Source organism: Sphingomonas psychrotolerans, assembly GCF_002796605.1.
Taxonomy (GTDB): domain Bacteria; phylum Pseudomonadota; class Alphaproteobacteria; order Sphingomonadales; family Sphingomonadaceae; genus Sphingomonas; species Sphingomonas psychrotolerans.
Genome location: NZ_CP024923.1, coordinates 1,946,809 through 1,964,052, shown reverse-complemented (window position 1 = coordinate 1,964,052; position 17,244 = coordinate 1,946,809). Strand labels below are relative to the sequence as shown.

Annotated in this window: 17 protein-coding genes; 6 read left to right on the top strand and 11 right to left on the bottom strand. The window is 67.2% G+C overall.

Annotated features, from left to right (window positions below):
* Positions 1-23: 23 nt before the first annotated feature.
* Positions 24-650: a nickel uptake transporter family protein gene (locus CVN68_RS09020; protein ID WP_100281907.1), complete on the top strand. Its 627-nt coding sequence runs from the start codon at positions 24-26 to the stop codon at positions 648-650.
* Here CVN68_RS09020 and tmk read toward each other — a convergent pair.
* The 9 genes from tmk to CVN68_RS08975 form a co-directional block, all read right to left on the bottom strand.
* A complete protein-coding gene (gene tmk / locus CVN68_RS09015) occupies positions 628-1,299 on the bottom strand; it encodes a dTMP kinase (protein ID WP_100281906.1) in 672 nt (223 codons plus the stop codon). The two genes, CVN68_RS09020 and tmk, sit on opposite strands and share 23 nt — an antisense overlap.
* Positions 1,300-1,330: 31 nt before the next feature.
* Positions 1,331-2,926, bottom strand: coding sequence for a putative bifunctional diguanylate cyclase/phosphodiesterase (locus tag CVN68_RS09010; RefSeq protein WP_100281905.1), 1,596 nt, complete (start codon positions 2,924-2,926; stop codon positions 1,331-1,333).
* 83 nt (positions 2,927-3,009) lie between these two features.
* Entirely contained in the window at positions 3,010-4,125 is a 1,116-nt protein-coding gene (locus tag CVN68_RS09005) for an XRE family transcriptional regulator (protein ID WP_233503653.1), read from the bottom strand.
* Between the two features lie 122 nt (positions 4,126-4,247).
* Positions 4,248-4,763: a hypothetical protein gene (locus tag CVN68_RS09000; RefSeq protein ID WP_233503652.1), complete on the bottom strand. Its 516-nt coding sequence runs from the start codon at positions 4,761-4,763 to the stop codon at positions 4,248-4,250.
* A 65-nt stretch (positions 4,764-4,828) separates the two neighbouring features.
* Positions 4,829-5,878 (bottom strand): sigma factor-like helix-turn-helix DNA-binding protein, encoded by a 1,050-nt coding sequence (locus tag CVN68_RS08995; RefSeq protein ID WP_100281904.1) that lies wholly within the window; start codon positions 5,876-5,878, stop codon positions 4,829-4,831.
* 230 nt (positions 5,879-6,108) lie between these two features.
* Positions 6,109-7,158, bottom strand: a complete 1,050-nt coding sequence (locus tag CVN68_RS08990; protein WP_100281903.1) for a peptidoglycan-binding protein — start codon at positions 7,156-7,158, stop codon at positions 6,109-6,111.
* Entirely contained in the window at positions 7,155-7,583 is a 429-nt protein-coding gene (locus CVN68_RS08985) for a hypothetical protein (RefSeq protein ID WP_100281902.1), read from the bottom strand. The genes CVN68_RS08990 and CVN68_RS08985 overlap by 4 nt, the downstream gene beginning before the upstream one ends.
* Positions 7,580-8,935 (bottom strand): flagellar protein export ATPase FliI, encoded by a 1,356-nt coding sequence (fliI, locus tag CVN68_RS08980; RefSeq protein WP_100281901.1) that lies wholly within the window; start codon positions 8,933-8,935, stop codon positions 7,580-7,582. Before fliI ends, CVN68_RS08985 begins: the two co-directional genes overlap by 4 nt.
* Positions 8,936-8,947: 12 nt before the next feature.
* Entirely contained in the window at positions 8,948-9,340 is a 393-nt protein-coding gene (locus CVN68_RS08975) for a flagellar biosynthesis repressor FlbT (RefSeq protein ID WP_100281900.1), read from the bottom strand.
* Positions 9,341-9,564: 224 nt separating this feature from the next.
* On the opposite strand from CVN68_RS08975, the gene CVN68_RS08970 reads away from it, so the two are divergent.
* Genes CVN68_RS08970 through CVN68_RS08960 form a run of 3 tightly spaced genes read left to right on the top strand, consistent with a single transcriptional unit; the run spans position 9,565 to position 13,851 of the window.
* Positions 9,565-10,806 carry a flagellar hook protein FlgE gene (locus tag CVN68_RS08970; RefSeq protein WP_233503703.1) on the top strand — a complete coding sequence of 414 codons (1,242 nt, stop codon included), beginning with the start codon at positions 9,565-9,567 and terminating at the stop codon, positions 10,804-10,806.
* 25 nt (positions 10,807-10,831) lie between these two features.
* Positions 10,832-12,931, top strand: coding sequence for a flagellar hook-associated protein FlgK (locus tag CVN68_RS08965; protein WP_100281899.1), 2,100 nt, complete (start codon positions 10,832-10,834; stop codon positions 12,929-12,931).
* 11 nt (positions 12,932-12,942) lie between these two features.
* Positions 12,943-13,851 (top strand): flagellin, encoded by a 909-nt coding sequence (locus CVN68_RS08960; protein ID WP_100281898.1) that lies wholly within the window; start codon positions 12,943-12,945, stop codon positions 13,849-13,851.
* 178 nt (positions 13,852-14,029) lie between these two features.
* Here the strand turns inward: CVN68_RS08960 and CVN68_RS08955 are convergent, their stop codons facing one another.
* Both CVN68_RS08955 and CVN68_RS08950 read right to left on the bottom strand, forming a co-directional pair.
* Positions 14,030-15,799, bottom strand: a complete 1,770-nt coding sequence (locus CVN68_RS08955; protein ID WP_100281897.1) for a hypothetical protein — start codon at positions 15,797-15,799, stop codon at positions 14,030-14,032.
* A complete protein-coding gene (locus CVN68_RS08950) occupies positions 15,799-16,062 on the bottom strand; it encodes a hypothetical protein (protein WP_233503651.1) in 264 nt (87 codons plus the stop codon). The genes CVN68_RS08955 and CVN68_RS08950 overlap by 1 nt, the downstream gene beginning before the upstream one ends.
* 80 nt (positions 16,063-16,142) lie before the next feature.
* Here CVN68_RS08950 and CVN68_RS08945 point away from each other — a divergent pair, with 80 nt between their 5' ends.
* Both CVN68_RS08945 and CVN68_RS08940 read left to right on the top strand, forming a co-directional pair.
* On the top strand, positions 16,143-16,562 hold the full coding sequence (locus CVN68_RS08945; protein WP_233503650.1) for a hypothetical protein: 420 nt from the start codon (positions 16,143-16,145) through the stop codon (positions 16,560-16,562).
* Positions 16,563-16,730: 168 nt separating this feature from the next.
* Entirely contained in the window at positions 16,731-17,153 is a 423-nt protein-coding gene (locus tag CVN68_RS08940) for a VOC family protein (protein WP_100281894.1), read from the top strand.
* Positions 17,154-17,244 lie beyond the last annotated feature (91 nt).

Here is a 17,244-nt window from a genome sequence, read left to right as displayed (position 1 = left end):
CCGGCACATTCTGGAGGGAAGCGATGAAGCGACTGATATTGGCGGCTCTGATGCTCGGCTTTGCAGGTGCGGCGCAGGCGCACGAAGTGTGGATCGAGCGCGACGGCAACGGCCCGGTGCGGATCTATCTGGGGGAGCCGGGCGATCCGCTTCCCGAAGGCGGGGATCCGGAATTCGTCAAGCTCAAGGCGCCGAAGCTGCTTTCGGGCGGCGATGCGGCACTGGTGCGCAAGGCCGGCTATCTCGAAGCCGCGGCGCCGGCGGGCGACGTGCGCGCCTGGGACGACAATGTCTTCGCGCCGTGGGACGCCGAAGGGAAGAAGGAAGGCGTGGTCTATTATGCCCGCGCCGGCCGCAGCGATCCGCGCGCCTTGCTGCCGTTCGAGATCGTGCCGGCGGCCGCGAGTTCGGGCCGCTTCGTAGTGACGCGCGACAGCAAGCCGGTCGCGGGGGCAAAGGTGGTGGTGATCACGCCTGACAAATGGTCGAAGACGATGGTCGCGGATGCGGCAGGTGCGATCGAGGTGCCGGTGCGCGAGAAGGGACGCTATCTCCTGTCCGCGACGCAGAAAGAGGGCGCGGCGACGCTACCGGGCGGCGCAGTGGACGCAGTCCATCGGATCACGACTACGACGTTCGTGGTGGGGTGATGGCCTGGCCGGCGCGCCACGCGTCGATCGCATCAATCGCGCGCGCGCGCACTTCCTCGGGAGTGCCGCGCGCGTCGACCACGACGTGGCGGCTGGGGTCGCGCCTGGCCTGATCGAGATAGGATTGGCGGATGCGGCGGTGGAAATCCACGTCGAGCGTCTCGAACCGGCCCTCGTCGATCGCGCCGGCGCTGAGCCGCTGCCGGCTCCGCGCGAGGCCGATCGCCGGATCGAGATCGAGGACGACGACCAGGTCGGGCCAGACATCGCCGACCGCTTCCTTGTGGAGGTGGCGGATATAGGCGTCGGTCATGCCCCGGCCGGCGCCCTGATAGGCGATGGTCGAGCCGACATAGCGGTCCGACACCACCGAGATGCCCTGCGCGAGCGACGGCAGGATCACTCGGCGGACATGCTCGACGCGGGCGGCGGTCATCATCAGCAGCTCGGATTGCTGATCCCACGCATCGTCGGCACCCGACAGCAAGAGCGCGCGGATCCTTTCGCCCTGCGGCGTGCCGCCTGGCTCGCGCGTGGCGATCGCCGGAATGCCCTGGTTCGTCAGATGCGCGAGGATACAGGTCACGATGCCCGACTTGCCGGATCCGTCGACCCCCTCGACTGCGTAGAAGCAAGCAGCTTTGCCCATGCGCCACGCCTTAGCATGGCGGCGGGCGTTGTCACGGCGTGGCGGAGCGGGCCTCGGGCGGCATGGCCGGCGCGTCGTGGCCGAGATGATGCGCCGCGCGCGCCATTTCGAGCGCCGCTTCGGCCTCGACCGCGTGGCTGTAGAGGAAGCCCTGGCCAAACTCGCAGCCGAGACCTGCGAGCAGCACCGCGCTCTCGTCGGTCTCGATGCCTTCGGCGGTGACCGGAAGGCCGAGGCCTTCGCTGAGGCTCAGGATGGCGCGGACGATCTGGCCGTTGTCGCCGGCGCGCATGTCCTGGACGAAGCTGCGATCGATCTTGATCCGGTTGAACTGCAACTCGCGCAGATGCTTGAGGCTGGCATAGCCGGTGCCGAAATCGTCGAGCGCGATCTGGATGCCGGCATTGCGCAGCGAGAGGAGGATCACGCGCGCCGCCTCGATATCCTCGACCAAACGAGTCTCGGTGATCTCTACGATCAGTCGGGCAGGGGCGAAGCCGGTGGTGCACAGCACCTGGAGGATGCGCTGGGGGAGCCACGGATCGTTGAGCTGGAGCGGCGAAATATTGACCGACAAGGTCAGATGCTGCGGCCATCGCCGTGCCTCGATACAGGCGCGGCGCAGCACGGCGAAGCCGAGATCCTGGATCATCCCTGCATCCTCGGCGATCGGGATGAACAGATCGGGGCCGATCAGCCCGCGCGTCGGATGGTTCCAGCGGGCGAGCGCCTCGAAGCCGATCATCTCGCCCGAAGCGAGCATCACGATCGGCTGGAAATAAGGGACGAACTCACCACGATGGATGCCGGCGTGCATGTCGAGCTCGAGCTCGGCGCGTTCGCGCATCTCGGCCTCGATCTCCGCCGCGAAGACGCAATAGTTCGAACGGCCCGATCGCTTGGCGTGGTACATCGCGAAATCGGCGGCGCGCAGCATCTCTTCGGCGTCCGATGCGCCGGAAGCGCACGTGACCAGGCCGACCGAGGCGCTGACTTCGGCGAGCCCGCCGCGCAACTGGACCGGCCTGGCGACCAACGCCAGGATCGCCTCGGCGGTCTCGACCGGTTCGAGCGAGCCTGCCGGATATTCGAGAACGCAGGCGAATTCGTCGCCACCGATCCGCGCGACCAGCCCGGACTCGCCCGTCAGCTGTTCCAGCCGGCGCGCGATCGTGACGAGCACGGCGTCGCCGCCTTCATGGCCATAGGTGTCGTTGACCGGCTTGAAACGATCGAGATCGAGCACGAAGACGCTGATCTCGGTCGCGGGCGCGAGCCTGGCCGCGCGGTCCGCGATATGGGCCACCAAGGTGCGGCGATTGGCGAGGCCGGTGAGCGAATCATTTCGGGCGAGCTGATTGGCTTCGCCCTCGGCGCGCTGGCGCCGCAGCAGTTCGTGCCGCAGCCCCCGCGTCCGGCCGACGAGCAGCACCATGTAGAGCAGGCCGGCGATGCAGAAAGCGGGAAAGATCTCGTCGAGCTGCCAGCGTTCGTGCTGGATGGCGAAGGCATGGAAGCTCTCGCTCAGATCGAGCAGGGCGCCGAGCAGCAGCATCGCCGCCACCGGGGCAACAATGATCACATAGTCCCGATAGCTGACGAACCACCGCCGCAGCCAGCCCTTCATTGCCTAACTCCCTGAGGCGCGATGCCTCCAACATACTTTATAGGAGGTTATTCAGGGCTTTGGGCGCGAGCGTATTTGCGGCTTCAAGGAAAGATCGCGCCGACCAGGGCGGCGAGGCGCGCGGGATCGCAATCGTCGAGGACGATCTCGAGCTCGGGATTGCTGCTATAGCCGATCATGCGTCCGTCGCGATCGGACCCGACCGAGAGCAGCCGCCATCCCGCTTCCTCGCGCAGTGCCGCGAGGCTGCCGGGGGAGGGGAAGCGATCGGGGTCGACGATCACCACGGCCTGGCCGGGAAGGCCGCCGCCGAGCGTGGCGCGGCAGACCTTGAGCCCGAAGGCGCGCGGGCCAGCGGCGTGCGGCGCTTCGGCTTTCTCGGGCGTCGGCGTATCGGCGATCAGCCCCTGCGCGAGCGGGGCGCCGAGCACCGGGACCAGCCTGATCGACACTGCACCCGTCACCGGCAGCGGCGCCACGACCGGATCGGGAACCGCGTCACTGGTCTGAAGCGCGGCCGAGATCTCGGCGATCCGGGCGCGCGTCCGCTCGTGGCGGGCGGCAGGGCTGGCGATGTGAGCGAAGAAGTCGTCCAGCGCGCCGCTGGCGTGCAGCGCGGCGACGGACTGGCGCAGCTCGGTCTCGTCGGGGACGCGGAAAAGCTGGTACAAGGTGTGTTGCGTGGCGGCATTCCAGCGAGCGAACGTTTTCTGCGCGTTTTCGATGCGCGACAAATTGACCGGGGCGAGGCCGTAATCGCGTTCGATTGCGGCGATGGTCAGCGCCGGATCGCCGACGCGCCGCGCGCGCAACGCCGCCGCGAGCAGCACGGCGAAGTGCTCTTCTGCGAGATCGTTTGGCGTGCCGTCGAGGAACGGCTCGGCCCACAACGCAATGTCGAAGCCGGGCGCGTCGACGTCGAGCAGCAAATCGGCAGGCGCGATGGCGAGCGCCGCGGCGATGCGACGGATTTCCTCGGCGCGCGGAACCACTTCGCCGCGCTCGATCTTGGACAGGCGGATATAGGGGATGTCGGGGATCGTCGAGGCAAGGCGCAGCAGCCTGACATGCCCGGCTGCGCGGCGCTGCTCACGCATGCGATTGGGGAAGACGAAGCAGCGATGCATGTCGACCGGCACAACGCCGGTCGCTGCGCGGGCGCCGCCCTGCCGCTTTCCCTTCCCCTTTGCCATCGCCATGCCGGTCCTCCGCGGACTAATGCCGCTTGTGAACCCTCATGAAGCGAAACAAGAATAATGCAAGGTTAACGCCGTATCCTTTAATAGAATGAGCGTCCGTTTAGTGGAACTTGAATCCAAACTTAATGGAGCGAGCTTTCCCGTCGCTGGGCGAGCAATGCGCAGGGGCCGGACGGATCGAGCGCCACGATCGCGAGCAGCGGGGCGCTGCCGGTCGCTTGGCGGAGCAGCCAGCCAGACGCCGAAGGCGCGGGGTGATCGGGGGCGAACGCCACGCCGGCGCCATCGGTGATCACACCGAAACCCGCGGGGGGGCTCGGCCAGCGGCCGGCGAGATATTCGAGGAGTTCGGCCGCGGCTTCCTGAAGCGCACCTTCTTCGGTGTCGACTGCGCAAAAACCCGCGGGCGAGGCGCTGATCTCGGCGACCTTGGCGAAATCGTCCGAGCGCCACCAGAGCAGGTGAATGGCGCCGGCCGCATCGGTCTCGAGACCCATGAACAGGCCCGCGCCTTCGGGCAGCAGCGGCAGCGCGCAGCGCGCCACTTCGCGGGCCAGCGCAGTCAGGCGGCGATTGGGACGAGGCATCATTGCCCAGCCGCCATGCGTGCCTTCGCCCATCTCGATCTCGCCGTACATAGAGCCTCTCCAGCTATCTGCCTACATTATAGGAAGAATACGGATGTGCGGGTGGTCTGGCGAAATTAGTGCAGAATGGCGGTCGAAGGGGCAGCGGCCTGAGCGATGAGCACCGCCTCGACGCGCTCGACGCTCTCGACCGGGGCGGCCAGCGCGACGTTCAGCTCGGCCGGCTGGATGGCGCGGACGCTGGCGAGGCGGTTGTGCGGCTGATCGGCATCGGGCAGCAGCGAGGTGGTCGCCGGTGCCGGCTGGCGGCGCTTGGTCGCGGCGCGGCCATATTCCGCCATCACGGCGAAGCGCGGATCGGCAGCGGCGATTTCGGCGAGCGTCTTGGCGGCGCGCTTGGTGATCTGACGGACGCGCTCCTTGGTGACGCCGGTCTCGAGCGAGAGATCGTCGAGGGTCGAGGCCTGGAACACGCGGCGGACGACGATGTCGCGGTCGCGGCTCAATTTGGCTTCGAGCTTCTCGAGCTCGGCGGGATCGATGCCGTAGGTGGCGGTGCGGAGACGCGGGCCTTCGCGGCGGAGAGCGGCTTCCTCACGCTTCGGACGGGGACGGCGGCGGAGCGCCTCGATGCCGACCTTGCGGAGGTGATCGACATAGGCGTCGACCAGCGAGGCGATCGCGCCTTCCGAGAGATAGTCCGATGCGGCGGCTTCGGTCCGGGCGAGGGCGTCCTCGTCCTCGATCAGCGTCTCGGGCGACATTTCCTCGCCGTCCATGCCGACGGAGAGCGCGTTGAGCGACACGGTGGTCGCCTCGACCTTCTTCGCCGAGGGGCGCTGATCGGTCATCAGGCGGAAGCGGAGGCTCTGGAGCTCGCCGCGGATCTGCCAGTTCACGAAAGTGGTGAACTGCGCCTTGGCGGGGTCATAGGCCTCGATCGCGCGGTGAACGGCGATGGCGCAGCACTGCTCGGCATCGTCCCAATGGGCGACCAGGCCGTACTGGCGGATGAAGTGGCGGATGCGCGGGGCGATCAGCTTGAGGATCTGGGCGAAGGCACGATCGACATACACGCGCTGACGATTGCTGCGGTTGCCGTCGGCGGGCGTGTTTTCGATGACGGTGGCAACGGCGGCTTCGAGCGCGATCGTGATCTTCGACATTTTGCAATCCCCTGTTTCGTGGAGGCCGCCCTGAGGCTGCCCTTTCGACAGGGACACTGATGCCAGTTAATCCTTTAACGGATGTAAACCGCTCCTATATGTAAAATTACGCAGTGGGGATGGCCCGTAGGTGGGGCGGAACCCGCAGAAATCTACGATCTACAATGGTTTACGGGTTGCTAACCGCGCCATGGCGCATGGTAAACAGTGATTTCGTTATAGGAAGAAATCTACGCCGCGAACGCGTCGGGGCGAATTTTCCGATCGATGAAGCCCAGCAGCCACTGGCGATGCGCCTGGGTGGCGTTGCCCGTGCTGGCGATGCGCTGCTCGGCCGCCGACGACCCGATCTGGGCCGAAAGGAGCATGCGGGCGCGGCCCGCGTCGATCCCGCCGCTCAGGAACTTCCTGGCGTCGCCAAGCCCGAGATGGTGGCCGAGATAGGCGGCTTTGGCGAGCGTCTCGGCATCGGTGCGGACCCGGACCCCGACCTGTTCGAGCCGATCGAGATTGCATTTGGCGAGATCGGCGACGCCGAGGATCGAAGCCTGCGGATCATAGCGCAATGCGAGCAGTTCGGCGCGGTTGCCGGTCTGGAGCCGCCCACGGCCGTCGAGCCAGCCGCGATCGGCGGCATACGTGTTGAGCCAGGTGCCCTGGGTCTGTGCCAGATCCTGCCAGGTACCGCTGAGGAACTGGCCGAGCCCGGCGGCGCTCGAGCGCGGGTTGCGCGAATGGGTGTTCCAGCTGCCGTCGCCGGTCTTGGCGGCTTCGGCATCGACGATCGCGGCCAGCGCGGAGGCGGGGATGCCGGTGCGCGCTTCGGCCATTGCGAAGGTGCCGGCGTAGCGCGCATTGGCGCCGAGCTGGAGGTTGCCGTTGCTGCCCGCCGCGCCATCGCCGGTCGACAATCGCACGGGCGTATAAGCGGTGCGCGGCTCGTCGGGATCGATCGTGCCGGCGCCGGTGGTGCCGATACCGACTTTGGCCGGCTGACTGACCGGAGCCGCGTCGGCCGGCTTGTGGCAGTTGCATGCGCAATGGCAGGCGCAGGGCGCCTGCGCGCCGGCCATGCTTTCGCGGCCGCCGAGCAGGCCGAGCAGCGAATCCATGTTCATATTGTTGCCGCCGAAGGGCGAGGCGTCGCGCGCGTCTTTGCTGTCGCCGTCGCCGAGCGCGGCGCGCCACAGCCGGCTCGAGAGCTGCGACTGTGCCTCCGCATAGATGACTTGCGCGCGCTTCTGCGGAGAGAGAGCGGCGAGTTGCGTCGGATTGATCATGCCGGGCGACGCTTGCTGACGGCGCGGGCGCGCAGGAAGCGGGCGGCGGCGATGTCGTCGATCGCGCTCTGTTCGGCGAGCGCAATGGTGCGTTCGGCCTCGTCCTCGTAGCGTTCGGCCGCGCCTTCGATCGCGCGCATCGTGCCATAGGCTTCGATGGCCTTGTCGCGCAGTCGGACGAGCCGGGCCTGGGCGAGATAGGCTGCCTCGTCGAGGCGGGCGCGTTGGGCCTTCATCCGCGCGGTCCATGCGTCGCTGGCGAAAGGAAGAGCGGAAGCGAGCGCGCGTTCCTCGCGCAGCGTGGCGTCATGTGCGCGGGTCTGGGCTTCGAGCGTGGTGATGCGCTCGACCTCGACGCTGATCGATACCTTGACGGCGTCGACTTCGCGGCGGTGGACGCGCAGTGCTGTGTCGAACGGAGTCATGCGGCGATCCCGAGAGGCTCGGCGGCGAAGAGCTCGCTGCCCAGGATTTCCGCGAGAGCGGCGAAGCCGGCATCGGCGTTGCCGCGCTCGTTCTTGCCCTGGTTGATCAGCGCCTCGATCTGCGGAGCGAGTGCCACCGCGCGATCGACTTCTTCGGACGAGCCGGCTTTATAGGCGCCGAGGCGGACCATCTCTTCCATATCGGCATAGGTGGACAGCAATTTGCGCGCGGCGATGCGCGTCGCGTTCTGCTCGTCGTTCATGCAATGGGGCAGGGTACGCGACACCGATTTGAGCACGTCGATCGCTGGATAGCGGCCGCGCTCGGCGATTGCGCGGCGCATCACGACGTGGCCGTCGAGGATGCCGCGAACCGCATCGGCGATGGGCTCGTTATGGTCGTCGCCGTCGACGAGGACAGTGAACAGGCCGGTGATCATGCCCTTGCCGGGCTCGCCAGGGCCGGCGCGCTCGAGCAGGCGGGGCAATTCGGCGAAAACGGTTGGGGTATAACCCTTGGTGGCAGGCGGCTCGCCCGAGGCGAGGCCGATCTCGCGCTGTGCCATCGCGAAGCGAGTGACCGAATCCATCAGGCAGAGGACGTTCAGACCCTGATCGCGGAAATGCTCGGCGACGGCGAGGGTAGTCCATGCGGCCTGGCGGCGCATCAGTGCGGGCTCGTCCGAGGTGGCGACGACGACGACCGAGCGGGCCATGCCCTCGGGGCCGAGATCGTCCTCGATGAATTCCTGAACCTCGCGGCCGCGTTCGCCGATCAGGCCGATGACGGCGACGTCGCACTCGGTCCAGCGCGCAAGCATCGAGAGGAGGACCGACTTGCCGACACCCGAGCCGGCGAACAGGCCGAGCCGCTGGCCGACGCAGAGCGGCGCGAACAGGTCGAGCGTTCGCACGCCGGTTTCGATGCGGCGACCGACGCGCGCGCGGTTGGAAGCGGCGGGGGGCGAGGCCTTGATCGGCTGCGGATCGGCGCCGTTGTGAAGCGCGCCGAGACCGTCGACCGGGCGGCCGAGACCGTTGATCATGCGGCCGAGCCATGCGGTCGACGGGCGGATGCTGAACTGGCCGGCGGCGAGTTCGGCACGCGAACCGAGACCGACGCCTTGCGGATCGACAAAGGGAAGGCAGAGCGCGACGTTGCGGTCGAGCGCAGTGACTTCGGCCTCGACTTTGCCGCTGGAGCCCTGGATTTCGACGCGGCTGCCGATCTGCGCGACTCCGGCGAGCCCCTCCACTTCGATCAGCGCGCCGCGAACCGCGACGACGCTGCCGAAGCGGCGGTCGGGCACCATATTGCGGATCGCGCGGGCGGCGCTGGGGAGAGTCTGCACGCGCAGCGGTCCTTACGCGGCCTGAGCTTCGGTTACGACGTCCTCGAAGCCGATCAGCTCGCGCGCGGCCGAGAGCGCCTTGTAATATTCGCCTTGGGCGATGTCGTGCGCGAAGCCGATGCAGGCAGTCCGCGCCTCGGGAGCAGTGAGCGTGGCGACCAGATTGCCGATCAGCGTGACGATATTGTCCTGGTGCTGGCTGCGATTGGCCGGATCGATATAAGCGAGCATCGCAGTGAAATAGAGCTGGCGCGCCGGGGTGGTGGCTTCCTCGGGCTGCATGACTTCGCGGCCGCGCAGGATCGACACCTGGTTCTCGACCGCGATCTGCGTGCGGCCGACCGCGCGCAGGACGGCGCCGTTGACGATCGCCTTCTCGCCGTCGCGAAGCGTGATGCGGAGCATGGGGACAAACCTTTCGTATGCGTTTCTCCCATTATAGGAGCGACGCGGCCGACAGGTTTTTTGGTAGGCAAATTTTGCCGGGCATTTGGTTCGGTCTGCGGTCCTCCTAGAATACAGCTGTGGCCTGCGCGATCGATCCGCGGGCGTCGTCAGGAGTGTATGACTTGAGCCTTTATTCCGCTCTCTACGCCGGTGTATCCGGCCTCAGCGCTCAGTCGAGCGCAATGGCGACCGTCGCCGACAACATCACCAACATCAACACCGTCGGCTACAAGGGCGTCGAAGCCCAGTTCCGCACCATGGTCACCGACGGCCGCGCCAAGAGCAACTATTCGGCCGGCGGCGTCGCCGCGGCGCCGATGTCGATGGTGTCGAAGCAGGGCCTGCTCCAGGCTTCGGGCAGCAGCACCGATCTCGCGATCGACGGCGGCGGCTTCTTCGTGACGCGTGCCACTTCGGACTCGAGCGGCGACGTTGCCTATACCCGCGCAGGCGCATTCCGTCCGGACGAGGAAGGCTTCCTCCGCAATCCCGCCGGTCTCTATCTCTATGGCTGGCCCCTCGACGCCACCGGCGACTATACCAACACCGGCAGCATCGGCGCGCTCGAGCCGGTGCGGGTGAGCGACCTGGTCGGCACCGCTTCGCCGACCACGCGCATCCAGGCGCGCATGAACCTGCAGTCGACCACCACGACCTACGCCGGCGCCTATACCGCCGGTAACATGGCCTCGGGCACGGTCACGCCGCAATTCTCGCGCTCGTTCGACGTGTCGGATGCGCAGGGTGGCACGCACCGCGTGACGATGGGCTTCATCAAGACCGGCCCGAACACCTGGCAGAGCGAAGTCTATGCCAATCCGGCCAGCGACGTCACCGCCGCCAATGGCCTGCTCGCCAGCGGCACGATCAGGTTCAACGGCGACGGCAGCCTCGACCGGACCGGTTCGAGCCCGGCATTGTTCGCCCCGCTCAACGTCACCTGGACCAACGCTGCCGGTTCGGTGCCGATCACGCTGGCGATCGGCAGCGACGACGGCATCGATGGCATCACCCAGTCCGGCGACGAAAGCTCGCTGATCTCGTCGAACGTCGACGGCGGCATGCTCGGCAACCTCTCGTCGGTCGAGATCGACAAGCAGGGCGTGGTCAACGCGATCTTCTCCGACGGCTCGAGCCGTTCGGTGTTTCAGTTGCCGATCGCGACCTTCCAGAACCCGGACGGGCTCACGCGCGTGTCGGGCAATGCCTATACGATCAGCCGCGCCTCGGGCGGCATGACGCTCAATGCGCCGGGCCAGCTCGGCGCGGGCAGCATCGCTTCCAACTCGCTGGAGGCCTCGACCGTCGATCTGGCGGGCGAGTTCACCAACATGATCCGTTTCCAGCGGGCCTATAGCGCATCGTCGAAGATCATCACCACGGTCGACGACATGCTTCGCGAAGTGAGCGACCTGAAGCGTTAATCCTCCAATATCCGAGACCTAAGCGATGTCGCTCAATCACATTCTCGGATCCGCGGTTTCCGGCCTGGCAGCAGCCCAGGCCGGACTCCGCTCGGTTTCGAACAACATCGCCAATGTCGGCGTGTCGGGGTATGCGCGCGAGCGCGTCAACCTCACCACCGGCGTGGTCTCGGGCCAGGTGGCCGGCGTCGTGGTGGGCGAGCCCAGCCGCGTCGCCGACCGCTTTCTCGAAGCCAATGTCTATCGCCGCGCAGGCGATTATGGCCGCGCGGACGTCACGGCAGGCTATCTTGATCGGCTCCAGGCACTGCTCGGCCAGCCGGGCGCGACTTCGGGCCTGCCGGCGCGGCTCGACGCAGTCACTGCCTCTGCGGTGGCGATGACCGGGTCGCAATCCTCGGCGCAGACCGTCGCGGTTTTCACGTCCGACGTGCAGGACGCGATCGATTCGATGCAGCAGATCCAGACCGACGTGAACGGGCTGCGCGGCGACGTTGAATCCGAGGTTGGCTATTCGGTCGACAAGATCAACAGCCTGCTCAAGCGCATCCACGATCTCAACGGCACCGTTTCGGCGGCGACCGGGCTCGGCAAGAATATCGGCGGGGCCGCGGATCAGCGGATGAGCGCGATCGAGGAACTGAGCGGACTGATCGCAGTCAATGTCCGCGACCAGCCCGACGGCCGCGTCTCGATCGAGACCGCCAATGGCGGTGTGCTGCTCGACAAAAGGCTGCGCCAGCTTTCCTATCCGAATGGCGGAGGCGGCGGCACTTCGCAGGCCACCTATCCGACAATCGAAATCCGCTTTGCCGAAGACAGTGGCGCGATGGGTGCGGCGACGGGCGAGAAGCTCGATTCCGCGGCTGTCGGCGGCAAGCTGGGCGGATTGCTCGACTTGCGCGATCGCGCCCTTCCGGCCTTTTCCGAACAGATGGGCGTGCTCTTCTCCGGACTGTCCGAGGCACTCAATTCGGTCTCCAACGCAGGCAGCACCGTGCCGCCTCCCGTGAGCCTCGACGGCCGCCAGACCGGATTGGTCGGCAGCGACCGGCTGGGCTTCACCGGCGCTGCGACCTTTGCGGTGACCAAGGCGGACGGGACGCTGGTCGCCAAGACCAGTGTGGATTTCAGCGCGATGCCCGCCGGGGCGACGATCGACGACATGGTCACGGCGATCAACACCGGCCTTGGCGGCGCGGCCACTGCGAGTTTCACCGACGGCAAGCTGAGCATCAAGGCGAACGGCGCCGGCAACGGTGTGGTCGTCGCGCAGAACCAGGCCAGCCCAAGCGCGCGCGCCGGGGTCGGCGTCTCGCAATATTTCGGCCTGAACGACATGGTCCGCAGCGATTCGAGCTCGCTGGTCCCCTCGGGGCTCGTCCCGGGCGACGCGCATGGCTTCGCCACCGGCGAGACTGCGCAAGTCGTGCTGCGCGACGCCACCGGCCGCGCGCTGACCAGCTACACGCTCAGCCCGGCGTCGGGCGGTAATGTCGGCGATCTTGTGTCCGAACTCAATGCCAGCCCGTTAGGCGATTTCGGCGATTTCAGCCTCGACGATCGTGGTCGCATGCGCTTCGAGCCGGCGGGTGCCCTGTCGGGTGCGACACTTTCGGTCCCCTCGGACTCGACCGACCGCTTCGGCACCGGACGCGGCTTCACCGCGATGCTCGGCCTGACCGGTGCGTCGAGCGGGCTGCAAAATGCGCAAGTGCGTCCCGAAGTGCTCGCCAACCCCACCAAGCTTCCGCTCGCGCGGTTTCAGGAGACGGCGGCGGTGGGCGCAAAGGCGCTCGGCGCGGGCGATACGCGCGGTGCGACTGCGTTCGTCGACAAGCTGGCCACCGGAATCGACCTCGGCAAGGACGGCACCGCCACGGTCGAGCGCTTCTCGAGCCTGCTGCTCGGCCGCGCCGGACTCGAGGCGAGCCAGGCGGAGGACAATCTGCTCGACTCCGCCGCGCGGCGCGACGATGCGATCAACCGCCGCGACAGCTTCTCGGGCGTCAACATCGACGAGGAGCTGGCGCAAATGGTGATCCTGCAGAACAGCTATTCCGCCGCCGCGCGGATAATCTCCACGGCGTCGGAAATGTACGACACCTTGCTCAACATGGTCTGATCGGAAACAGAATGACTCGCGTAGCCTCCATTCCGCTCCAGCGTACGATGTCGGGCGCAATCCAGCGCGCGCAGGAGAAGCTGGCGATCACCCAGCAACAGCTTTCGACCGGCAAGAAGGCGGCCGACTTCGCCGATCTCGGCACCGAGACGGTGCGTAACCTCTCGGCCCACAGCCTGCTGGCTCGTCAGGGCGCGCAATCGACCGTGTCGAAGCGGGTCGAGACGACGCTGTCTCTCTACCAGGGCCATCTCGACGGCATCGAGAAGGCAGTGGGCGATCTCAAGACCGACATCCTCAAGGCGATCGGCACCGGCGACGCCGCCGGACTGCAGGAAGCGGTCGAGACCGCGTTCAGCCAGTATCGCAGCTCGCTCAACGGCGGCGAAGGCGGCGCGCCGCTGTTCGCCGGCTCGCAGACCGGCAGCAATCCGTTCACGCCGGATACGCTTGCCGATGTCGCCACGACCAACGTCGCCGACGCGTTCCAGGACGACGGCGTCCGTTCGACCGCGCGCGTCGCCGACGGCGTCGACGTGACCTATGGCATCACCGCCAGCGCAGTGGGCAAGGACTTGTACGCAGCATTCAAGACGATCGCTCAGGCCGGCGCAATCGGCGCCAAGCCGACCGACGCGCAGCTCGATGCGCTCAAGCAGGCGGTAGGTCAGCTCGGCACGGGGATCGACAGCCTGCGGGCAGTCAATGCGGACAATGGTCGCAAACAGAACCAGGTCGAGACGCTGACCACGCGCGGCCAGCAACGTGCGTTGCTGCTCGAGAGCGTCATCGAGACCAACGAGGATGCCGATCTGGGCCAGGTCGCGCTCGATCTCGCGCAGCAGAAGACGATGCTGCAGGCGAGCTATTCGGTGTTTTCGCAGCTGTCGGACCTGAGCCTGGTCAACTACATCCGCTAATCGCGTTTTCGAACGCCGGCGCTATCCACCGTCACCCCGGCCGAGTGCCGGGGCCACTTCGCCATTGGGCGAGACCCTCGAGAGGCGCGGCTACGTAGCAGCGCGTCCTCAGAGTGCCTCGCCTGCGGAGACGTGGACCCCGGCACTTCGGCCGGGGTGACGATGTTCAGGGGTGCTTTTACGAAGCCGCGTCGAGCAGGTCGCCGGTCGAGCCGGCGGGGCTGGCTTGCGGGATTGCGGCCATCGCCGCGCCGATCGCGGCGGGATCGATACTGCCGACATCACGAGTCAACACGTCGAATGCCTGTCCGCTGGGCAAGGCCTTGAACGCGGCGGCATAACGCGTGCGCAACAGCTCGAGCTGATCTTCGCGGCCAAGCATTGCGAGCGCGACGGCCTGACGGAGGATTGCCGCCTGCGCAGGTTCGCTCAGAACGCCTCTGGGGGCGGAGAGGGTGTTTTCAGTGACGAAGCTGCCCCAGTCCTTGACCTGCCAGTGCATCTCGGCGCGGATCGTGTGCGCGTCGGGCAAGCCGTCGAGCGCGGCCATTGCGGCGTCCATCTTGCCGAGCCGAAGCAGCGCTACGGCCTCGACGCGCTTGCGATCGTACCGCATCGCGTCCGAATAACTAGGCTGCTCGGTGGTGCGGATCGCGTCGAGTGCCCGGTCGGGGCGGCCCGAAAGGATATGGAGCGCCGCCACCTTCACCGAGAGCGGACCTTGCGCCACGTCCTGTGCGCGCTGGGTGAGCTGATATTGCAGCAGTTCGGCGGCGCGGGCGTAGAGCGACGCATCCTGCAACCGGATGGCGAGACGGAGCACCAGCGCATCGCCTTCGGCACCGGCGGGAGCCAGCTCGCGATAATCCCAATAGAGGCCGGCGGCCTCGGGCAAAGCGACGCCGCTGTCGGGCGCGAGCGCTGCGGAGAGCGCCGCCTGCAACTCGGCGAGCATCGGCGCGGCCTTCATGCCGAGCTTGAAATAGCGGATCAGCGCGGCGCCGGCACGGAGCTGGCCGCGCAGGTCATGCGCCTCGTTGGCGACACGCAGCTGGATCTCGAGCGCGCGCTGCTCGATCGCACCCCCGCGCCAGCCGAAGCGCAGCGCGTCGAGCTGCTTGAGTGCCTCGGCCGGGGCAAGATTGTGCAGAGCGAGGCCGGCCTCGATCGTGCCGAGCTTCGCCTGCGCCTTGATCTCGATGCCGCCGGCCAAGGCCGCGCGTTCGAGACGAAGCTTGCCGGCCTGCGGATCGCCGGCAACGAGGAGCGCGCGGCCGCGCAGGACATTGGCCTGCGGGTTATGATCGCTGAACAGATTGAGCCAAGCGAGGGCCGGCCGCGGCTGGCCGGCGTCGATCGCGGCGGCGGCGGCGGCGAGCACGAACGGCGTGCGCGCCTCGGGGCTGCGGCCGTTGATCGCGGGGAGCGCGCAATTTACCTGACGGACCGCAGCCTGCGGATCGCCGGCATGGGCGAGCGCGCGCATCCGCCACGCACAGGCCTCCGGGTTGACGGCGAGGTCGGCGGCGGCGAGCGCCGATACGGCATCCTCATCGCGTTCGACCAGAGTCAGCGCGACGCCGCGGGCCAGCAGGAAGGGGGCGACGAGGCCGAGATCGCGGTCGCTCGTTTGCATCACGTCGAGCACGCCGAGCGCATCTGCGCCGCGGCCTTCGCCGATCAGGCCGAGCGCATAGTTCCATCGGCGCAGCTGACGGTTGTCCGGGCGCGAGGCGGCGAGCAGCGCCCAGCCGGCGTCGCCGGTCTCGCCATGCCAACTCGACGCGCCGGTGATCATCGGCAGCTGCGCGAGTTCAGCCGCAAAGGGAGGGAGCGTGGCAGGTGCGGCGTTGACCCCGGGCGTATTCGCAGGCGTGGCTTCGGGAGCGGCCGCATGCGGCGTGACGGTGGCGGCACCGGCGAGCAAGGCGATGAGTGCGGTCCGCATCAGCCGAGGCCCAGCGGACGAATGACCGCGACCAGCACGCCGCCCGCCGCGCAGGCCAGCAGGAACAGCCCGGCGGGGAGCAGGGGAAGGGTGCCCTTGCCGGCAGCGGCGCCGGGATTTTCGGCAAACGCAGTCGCCGCGCCGCCGCTGACTTCGAACGAATTCGGGTCGACGTCGACCGCGACCGCGTTGCCGCGACGGCGGTCGGATTCTGACGGATCCTTGACGACGCGCATCCGTCCAGGGCGTTGATCGTGACTCACTGGGACACCTTCTGGCTCATTTCATTCTATTATAGAGGCATGGGGGCGCACTCGACCGCCCGAGCCATGGAGTTTCGATTGTGCGTAGAGGTCTGGCCACGCTTGCGCTGATGACGGCGCTGGTGCCCTTCCCGGGCGGCGGGGCGCAGGCGTCCGGCGGCGGCGGGGGTGATGGCGCCGACGCCAGCGGGCTCAACCTCGTCTCGATGGAAGAAGTGATCGTGCCCATCATCGAGGCCGATCGCGTCGCCGGCAACATGCGCTTCAAGCTGGTGCTCGAGGCGCACGACGCCGCGACCGCCGCCAAGGCGACCGCCGAGATGCCCGCGCTACGCGAGACGACCGTGGCCACCGCGCTCGAATTCGCCCGGCTCAATGCCTCGGGCATGCGTGCGGTCGATGCCGGGCGGCTCAATCACGATATGAACGCCGCGCTGAAGGCCGCCGAACCGGGGCTGACCCGGGTGCTGATCGTCGAGATCGCCGCCGCGCATAACTGATCCTTGCGGCGAGCCGTAGCAGGTCGTGCCCGGATTTCCTGACACTGGAGCCTGCGTCCGCTATTGGTGGACAGCAGCTTGTCGGCTTGTGGCTCGCGGAGAGGAAGGGTTGCCGTTAGACGCGACGGCAGGGCGCTCTCACGCTCCCGCCGGGAACCAGACCTACCTATGCTACATCACCTCTCGATTGCCGTAACCGATCTCGATCGCGCGGCGACCTTCTATGATGCCGTACTCGCCCCCCTTGGCTATGCGCGCGTCTTCACCGGTGATGAATCCGTAGGCTACGGATATGCGGGGCAGGGCGACCTGCTGCTCCTTAATCTCGAGGACAGCGTAAACGTCCCCGGAGAGGGCTTTCATCTGGCCTTTGCGGCAACCGAACCGGAGCATGTCGCGCGCTTCCATGCAGCCGCGCTGCAGCATGGCGGACGATGCAATGGGCCGCCGGGCCCTCGTCCCGACTACGGAGACCATTATTATGCGGCCTTCGTGATCGATCCTGAGGGATACCGGATCGAAGCAGTGATCAATCAGCCGCACTCTAGCGAGCCGCCGGAAGAGATCGGACATCCTGAACAGCAAGGCTGAGCCACAGAGAGGGAGCCTGGCAACCAACGCCCATAAGCGGATCGTTTGGTGTCGTTCGCCGGGTTTCGGAGCGAGCGGCTGTGGCGTGGAA

Bases quoted from the DNA above. Each gene is read 5' to 3' on its own strand.
- CVN68_RS08965 (WP_100281899.1), top strand. From the start codon at position 10,832: ATGTCGCTCAATCACATTCTCGGATCCGCGGTTTCCGGCCTGGCAGCA.
- CVN68_RS08990 (WP_100281903.1), bottom strand. From the start codon at position 7,158: ATGATCAATCCGACGCAACTCGCCGCTCTCTCTCCGCAGAAGCGCGCG.
- CVN68_RS08940 (WP_100281894.1), top strand. From the start codon at position 16,731: ATGCTACATCACCTCTCGATTGCCGTAACCGATCTCGATCGCGCGGCG.
- CVN68_RS08955 (WP_100281897.1), bottom strand. From the start codon at position 15,799: ATGCGGACCGCACTCATCGCCTTGCTCGCCGGTGCCGCCACCGTCACG.
- CVN68_RS09005 (WP_233503653.1), bottom strand. From the start codon at position 4,125: ATGGCGATGGCAAAGGGGAAGGGAAAGCGGCAGGGCGGCGCCCGCGCA.
- CVN68_RS08975 (WP_100281900.1), bottom strand. From the start codon at position 9,340: ATGCTCCGCATCACGCTTCGCGACGGCGAGAAGGCGATCGTCAACGGC.
- CVN68_RS09000 (WP_233503652.1), bottom strand. From the start codon at position 4,763: ATGTACGGCGAGATCGAGATGGGCGAAGGCACGCATGGCGGCTGGGCA.
- CVN68_RS08960 (WP_100281898.1), top strand. From the start codon at position 12,943: ATGACTCGCGTAGCCTCCATTCCGCTCCAGCGTACGATGTCGGGCGCA.
- CVN68_RS09020 (WP_100281907.1), top strand. From the start codon at position 24: ATGAAGCGACTGATATTGGCGGCTCTGATGCTCGGCTTTGCAGGTGCG.
- tmk (WP_100281906.1), bottom strand. From the start codon at position 1,299: ATGGGCAAAGCTGCTTGCTTCTACGCAGTCGAGGGGGTCGACGGATCC.
- CVN68_RS08985 (WP_100281902.1), bottom strand. From the start codon at position 7,583: ATGACTCCGTTCGACACAGCACTGCGCGTCCACCGCCGCGAAGTCGAC.
- CVN68_RS08995 (WP_100281904.1), bottom strand. From the start codon at position 5,878: ATGTCGAAGATCACGATCGCGCTCGAAGCCGCCGTTGCCACCGTCATC.
- CVN68_RS09010 (WP_100281905.1), bottom strand. From the start codon at position 2,926: ATGAAGGGCTGGCTGCGGCGGTGGTTCGTCAGCTATCGGGACTATGTG.
- CVN68_RS08970 (WP_233503703.1), top strand. From the start codon at position 9,565: ATGGCGACCGTCGCCGACAACATCACCAACATCAACACCGTCGGCTAC.